This window comes from bacterium, from assembly GCA_021158245.1.
Classification (GTDB): domain Bacteria; phylum Zhuqueibacterota; class QNDG01; order QNDG01; family QNDG01; genus QNDG01.
Genome location: JAGGVB010000079.1, coordinates 1 through 6,451, shown reverse-complemented (window position 1 = coordinate 6,451; position 6,451 = coordinate 1). Strand labels below are relative to the sequence as shown.

The following is a 6,451-nucleotide window of genomic DNA, read 5'->3' as shown; positions in this document are numbered from 1 at the left end:
GAAGAACGAAACTCAGAAAACAGTGAAATAAAAAATATACGGTTCTCACGGGGCTTCACCCTTGTGGAGCTTATTGTTGTTATGACAGTAGTTGCAATTCTTACAGGGGCAGTAGGTGTATCGGTAAATGAAATAAACAGCACAACAAGGCTTTCCAATGCTGCAACACGTGCGCTCTCGGATGTTCGTTTTGCTCAGGAAGTTGCAATAAACGAGAGAAGGCCGGTGCAATTTATAATAGCAGCAAATAAATACAAAGTAAAATACAATGATACAGGAAATTATGTAAAATCTCCCATTACAGGGGAAAACATGGAAGTACATTTTAATACAGGCGACTATACAGGTGTTGAAATTACATCAGCAGGCGTTTCAGGAGGGCTGAGTTTTGATATTGACGGCCGCCCTCTTGCCGGCGGCGGGACCTTTACCGATGAAAAGTCGGTTATGTTTTTAAATTCGAAAATTCATGTAATTATCTGCGGCGGAGGTTATTCCTATCTTGGCGAAGCAACAGGCGGCGGCGGCGGATGCGGCGGCGGATGCTGATTAATATTTATAATAGGGTGTCTGTTATGATTTTGAAGAAGTTTTTTAAGAAATTATCAAAAGAGAACGGTATGTCTCTTGTTGAAGTGGTTGTAATGCTTGTGGTTCTCGGGCTTTCCATAGGCCCTTTAAGCAAGCTTGCAATAAATAACCTGAGCAGCGGTGCAACAGCAGCAGCACAGACAAAAGCTGTTTTTTATGCCCAGGGGATTATGGAAAACATTATTGCAGATTACAGATCTAATGATCCGACAATAGGGGGATTTGATAATGTTATTGTTAACTGGAGAGGAGTTACTACTCCATCTCCGCCTTCAGGATTAAGCGGTTCTGTTGCAATCTCTAATGTGGACTCTTTAATGGGAGTTGCATATGTAACAGTTGATGTTAATGTAGGCGGGCCAGATGTTAATGTGGATTTGTCTGCAATTTTGTCAAATTGAGTTTTCAGAAAGAATAAAATGAAGGTTTTTAAAATCAAAAGCAAAAAAATGAAAATCAGGAGGGAAGAAGGTTTCTCTTTAATGGAGCTTGTTGTTGTAATTGTTGTTATAGGAATTATATCAGCAACCCTTCTCCCTTTTCTGAAAGCAAACATAAATGCTTATCTTTCAGTCAGGTCAGGCAAAGACCTTATCCAGTCAACGCGTATAGGGATTGAAAGAATGATTGCAGAAATTCGTACGGTACAGAGTTCAAATGATATAGATTTCGGACTTGCCGATGACATACAATTTGATACTCCGTCTTATTCCAACATTGAATATCAATTAAACAGCGGGGCAATTAAAAGGTCAGAAGGATTGTTCGGTACAATGAGTAAAGTAATTGTGGGTGTTAAAAATTTCAATATAACTTATTATGATGAAGCAGGCTCTGTTATATCTCCTTTTTACTGGCCGAGAAACGATATCAGGCGTGTAAAGATTGATATAACAGTTGGAGATGACAGCCACAGTTATGAACTATCGACACAGATTTCTCCGAGAAATTTTTATAATTAAATTGTGTGGGGATTTGTGATGCGTTTATTAAAAGAAGAAAATGGTTTCTGGTCAGCTTATGTTCTGATTTTTGTGGTTACTCTCGCGCTTATGGGCATGGGTGCTGCAATGCTGATGAGAAATGAAGGCGTAAGTATTGCAAAAACCGCAGAGAGGGTACAGGCAGACTATGCTGCTGAGAGCGGAGTATTTTTCGGAATAAAAGCAATTGAAAAAGGTGTGCTCACAACTGACAATAATGAAATGAACATCTCTGTGGGGAATGCAAGTGTATATATAAATCTTGAATCAGACGGAGGAAACCAGCAGCTTAGCGTGACTTCTGATTACGGCAATTCATCAAGTACGGTCGTTGTTGACGTTCAATCTGGGACCATAGCAGACAGAGTGATTATTGCAAAAAGCAGTATTTCAGGAATCAAAGCTTATAATGAATCGGGTATAGAAGATAACAACCTTCTTCTGCAGAATACAGATATTCCGACTATAGATGTGGCAGCTTTGTATGCTCTTTCATCTCCTTCCGGCCAGAATCATGATCAGCCTGTAGCCAACTGGTCTCCTCTTAATAATTATCTCGGAAGTTTTTTTGTTCCCGGTACAGGCCAGCCGAATGTAACTCATGTTTACGGAAATTTGAATGTAGGAACTAATATACAAATATGGGGTATTTTTGTTGTTGACGGCAGTGTTACTCTAAATCCCGGTTCGAATGTACAAGGTGTTATTTATGTGGTAAATTCTTCCAATACTTATATGGACAGAATATGGTATGGAGCAACTATACGTGTAAACGGAGGAGTTGTAACAAACGGCGATGTTTCAGCTTCATGGCTCGGTAATGTACAGGTACAGCAGAATGTAACCTATATGCAGGCATTTGCAGCCTTTCAGACCGGAAGCGGAGGCAATCAGGTTACTGTAAGCAACTGGACTTATCAATAATGAATACGGGACAGATCAAGTGAAACAGAAAAGTTTTACATACCAGAAAGAACAGCCCTGGCCTTTTGTCCTCGGTGTTGATTTAAGCAGTACAAGCATTAAGTACATGCTTTTAAGAAGGAGGGGAAGTTCTTTCCTGATTGAAGCGTACGGAAGATTCGCTATAAGCGATCAGGAGTATGATCTTTCTGCCAAGGTTGATGAGATATTTTCGTCAGTTTTGCCGAAAAACCTTAGAAAGAAAGCAAAGATAGTTGCAGGGTTTGACAGCCCCCAACTTATTATAAAAAAAGAAAGTTTTCCAAAAATGCCTGCAAAGGATATGCAGGAAGCAGTAAGACTGGGGCTGTCACAGCAGGTTGAGGGTGAAATCGGCGGGGGCAGTGTTATTTGTGACTGCACTGCTGTGGGCCCTGATATTGATACCCCCGGAAATACACAATATGTAGTTTTAGGGCTTCCGGAAGCAGAAGTTTATAACAGGCTTTTAAGTTTTACAAGTAATCACATTATTCCACATAAAGCGATTCCGTCAATAGTGTCTCTGTCGAATTTGCTGGATTTTTTGCCGGAGGAGCAGAGAACCGGATCAACGGCAATTCTTGATATAGGCGCAGAGCACAGCGTGCTTGTCTTTTTTAAAGATGGATTAGTAGATTTTTTCAGGGAGATTGCAGTAGGAGGAGATGATTTCACCAAATCTGTTACAGGCACAATTTTCCATGAAGGCAGAGCAATACAGTTTTCATCAGATGAAGCAGTGGAATTTAAACAGAGATACGGATATCCTCTAGGTTTTTCAGACGGAATGACTTTCAGGGGAGCGCCGTTAACAGAAGTCGGCGCAATGATGCGTCCTGTTGTAGAGAGATTGTCAGGTGAAATCCACAGATCATTTGTCTTTTATAAAGAAAATTCCGGAGGTACGGATGTATCCTCTTTATATCTTGCAGGAGGAGGAGCAAGATTAAAACATCTTTCTGAAGTGCTCGCAGAAAATTTATCAATACCGGTTTCAACATTTCCAATGCCTGATAATATAAAAGTTGCAGGCGGTGAAGAAAATCAGAAAAGATTTGAACAGAAATTTCTTGAACAGGCTGTATGCCTTTCTGTTGCGCTTGAAAGTTCTGCAGAGAGAAATCTCCTGCCGGAACCGTTTGAAAAAATACATAAGAATGCTGCAGTTCAAAAAATAATGGCTTATGCAGCAGGCGGCCTGATGATTGTCTTGCTGCTTATCTCAAATTCAGTAAAAAATCACAATGTTAAGCTTGGAAGAAATGTTGCTGAAATTGAAGCGAGAATAAGAAAAGCGCCAAGCAGAGGAGATGAATTTGCAAGGCTTAAAAAAAGGCAGGCACTTCTAAGCGGACAGCTTAATGATTTAATAACAAAATCAAGCCAGGATAGTACAGTAATTGATATTTTACGGCTTGTTTCAAATATAATTCCTGATCATTTAAAATTAATATATATGGATTTCGGCAAGGAGGCGGTGAAACCGCAGGCATCAAGACGCGTTAGAGCGGCCAAAAAGAAGAATGCGGAGACTGAGAAGCCTAAGACGGTCCTTAAAATGGCGGGATGGACAAAAAATCCTCCTAATGACGCAGGTATTTATCTTGCCAAATTTGTGGTTGAACTTGAAAAGTCGGGATTTTTCAGCGAAGTAACAGTAGGGCATGAGGAAACTTCCGAAGAAGATAAAAGTTACATGTTTGAGATCAGCGCTTATTTGAAGGAATAACAGGAGAAATTTGTGAATAAAAAGCTTATACTTATACCATCTGTAACAGTTGTCCTGTTTTTAATATGGGCCGTGTTTTCCTATATGCCGCTGAGTAAGCAAGGGTCGCAGCTTAAACACAAAATAGAAGTACTTGAAAAAAGGGAAAAGGCGAAGATTTCCGAGCAGGAACTTATGTCAGTGAATACTCTTGTTGACAGCCTTGAAGCAAGGCTTAAAAGAGGAAAAAAACGGTTCTATCCTGCAGAGAATTTACTTGACCTTGGAAGAGAGATTGAAAGAATTGTGAAAAAGTATGATATATCTCTTGTGTCAATAACACCAAATTATCCAAGCCTTGCTATTTTTAAGGATTCTCAAAGTTCTGTTGTGGAGCTGCCGCTGGCTATTCAGCTTCAGGGGAGGTTTACAGATTTTACAAAGTTTTTAGATGATATTCCTCATTTGCCTTTTATTTTGAGGGTAAATGAGGTTACGTTAAAGGTAGAGGAAAAATCAGCAAGCAGAATAACAATTGTCTTTCAAGGGGTAATTGTTCTTGACAAAGAGAGGAAAAACAGTGAAAAAGAAGCAGAAAAAAACATAGAAAAGCGAGCCTAATCCTCTCAAGGGAGGCTCACATGGAGGGAGTCTCATGTCAAAACTGAATCGAACTGCTCTGTTTTTTGTAATTACAGCGCTGATTGGCACAGGAGTAATGTTCCTGCTTTCCTGTACCCCCAAAAGCCCTATTGACCCTACAAGTTCAATAGGCGAGGGTGCTGCTGTACTTATAGATATGCAGGCATTACCGTCCAGTATTGCTGTTGGTACAAGCGTCAGCACTGTACGGATCCGCCTTTTAGACGATTCGGGAAATCCTCTTTCAAAAAAGAAAATTAATTTTTCCACAAACCTCGGTACACTTTCCGCAGTAAGCGCGGTTACAGATACAAGCGGCTGGGCAGAGGTCCGGCTTTTTGCAGGAAATGAAACAGGTACAGCGAGAGTATCGGCATCTTATGGAAAAGCTGCTGCATCTGTGGAAGTTAATATAATTTCGCGTTTTGAAGCGCAAATTCAGCTCACAAGCACAAGGCCGAGCATACTCGCAAACGGTATAGACACAACAATAATAAAAGTTGTTGTGCTCGGTGATTCTGCTAAACCGGTAGCTGGTGAAAATGTAGTAATTACTCCATCTGTGGGCAGTATATCTTATTCAGGAACAACAGATGATCAGGGAATCATTAAAGCGGTTTATACGAGCCCTGCGAGGAAAAATGATACAACTGCGGTTATTTCTGCAAAATGGGATACTCTTGCCACTTCAAATGTACTTGGATTACGCGGAGTTACATTTGTTATGGAGAGTTCATCAGCTTCAATCCTTGCTGATGGCAGCAGTTCAACAACTATAAAAGCCCGCCTTAAAGAAACATCTACCAATATTGCAGTGCCTGACGGAGAAGTAAGGTTCGGAACCACTCTCGGCAGTATTCCTGCATCCGCAGCAACAAACAGCAGCGGAGTTGCAGAGGTTAATCTTACGAGTGAAAAAAAGGTGGGGACAGCTCAGGTCATAGGCAGATACGGGGGTACACTTCTTGATACGGTTCTCGTTAATTTTACAAAATCCACATATTCCGTGGGAATAACTGCAAGCCCGGAAAATCCGCTTGCAAACGGCGTTGATAAATGCATGATAACTGCTGAAGTCAGAGATGCTTCCGGAAGTGCGGTTTCCGGAATAAAAGTTAAATTCTCTACTTCATTAAGCAGTATGGATTCTGTTGCATACACAAATTCATCAGGACTTGCAATATCATATATTAAACCTGTTGCGAGTACTGAGAATGACCGGACTGCAAATGTCAGTATTTATGTGGATGGGGTTAATTATTCCAAACAGGTTACTTTTGCAGCAGTTCAGAAGACTGTTCAGGCTGACCCGAATATTATTGTTGCAGATGGAAAAAGCACATCGAAAATTACAGTGCAGCTTAAACGAAAGACAACACAGGTTGCAATTTACAATGCTGATGTTGTTTTTGCAACAGATAAGGGTACTATTGAAAATAGTGCAAAAACAGACAGTAAAGGAGTTGCAGAGGCTACATTGAAAAGCGATAATGCAATTGGTGTTGCGCATGTAGTTGTGCATTACGGCAATCTGCCTCCTGACACAACTCTTATAACCTTTACAGGAGAGGCTTCAGGATAT

The 6,451-nt window shown here is 40.6% G+C and carries 7 protein-coding genes; all 7 read left to right on the top strand.

Going from position 1 to position 6,451, the window contains the following annotated elements; translation table 11 throughout:
- Positions 1-549: prepilin-type N-terminal cleavage/methylation domain-containing protein (locus J7K93_04820; GenBank protein MCD6116316.1), on the top strand; the 549-nt coding region annotated here is incomplete at its 5' end.
- Between the two features lie 26 nt (positions 550-575).
- Positions 576-992 carry a hypothetical protein gene (locus J7K93_04815; GenBank protein MCD6116315.1) on the top strand — a complete coding sequence of 139 codons (417 nt, stop codon included), beginning with the start codon at positions 576-578 and terminating at the stop codon, positions 990-992.
- Between the two features lie 48 nt (positions 993-1,040).
- On the top strand, positions 1,041-1,553 hold the full coding sequence (locus J7K93_04810) for a prepilin-type N-terminal cleavage/methylation domain-containing protein (GenBank protein MCD6116314.1): 513 nt from the start codon (positions 1,041-1,043) through the stop codon (positions 1,551-1,553).
- A gap of 18 nt (positions 1,554-1,571) precedes the next feature.
- Positions 1,572-2,498: a hypothetical protein gene (locus J7K93_04805; GenBank protein MCD6116313.1), complete on the top strand. Its 927-nt coding sequence runs from the start codon at positions 1,572-1,574 to the stop codon at positions 2,496-2,498.
- Between the two features lie 19 nt (positions 2,499-2,517).
- Positions 2,518-4,248, top strand: coding sequence for a pilus assembly protein PilM (gene pilM, locus J7K93_04800; GenBank protein ID MCD6116312.1), 1,731 nt, complete (start codon positions 2,518-2,520; stop codon positions 4,246-4,248).
- A gap of 12 nt (positions 4,249-4,260) precedes the next feature.
- Positions 4,261-4,848 (top strand): type 4a pilus biogenesis protein PilO, encoded by a 588-nt coding sequence (gene pilO / locus J7K93_04795; GenBank protein MCD6116311.1) that lies wholly within the window; start codon positions 4,261-4,263, stop codon positions 4,846-4,848.
- A gap of 34 nt (positions 4,849-4,882) precedes the next feature.
- Positions 4,883-6,451, top strand: a 1,569-nt coding sequence (locus J7K93_04790) for an Ig-like domain-containing protein (GenBank protein MCD6116310.1), incomplete at its 3' end; no start/stop codon positions are given.

Excerpts from the sequence above, each read along its gene's own strand:
- J7K93_04815 (MCD6116315.1), top strand. The coding sequence starts at position 576 with ATGATTTTGAAGAAGTTTTTTAAGAAATTATCAAAAGAGAACGGTATG.
- J7K93_04810 (MCD6116314.1), top strand. The coding sequence starts at position 1,041 with ATGAAAATCAGGAGGGAAGAAGGTTTCTCTTTAATGGAGCTTGTTGTT.
- J7K93_04805 (MCD6116313.1), top strand. The coding sequence starts at position 1,572 with ATGCGTTTATTAAAAGAAGAAAATGGTTTCTGGTCAGCTTATGTTCTG.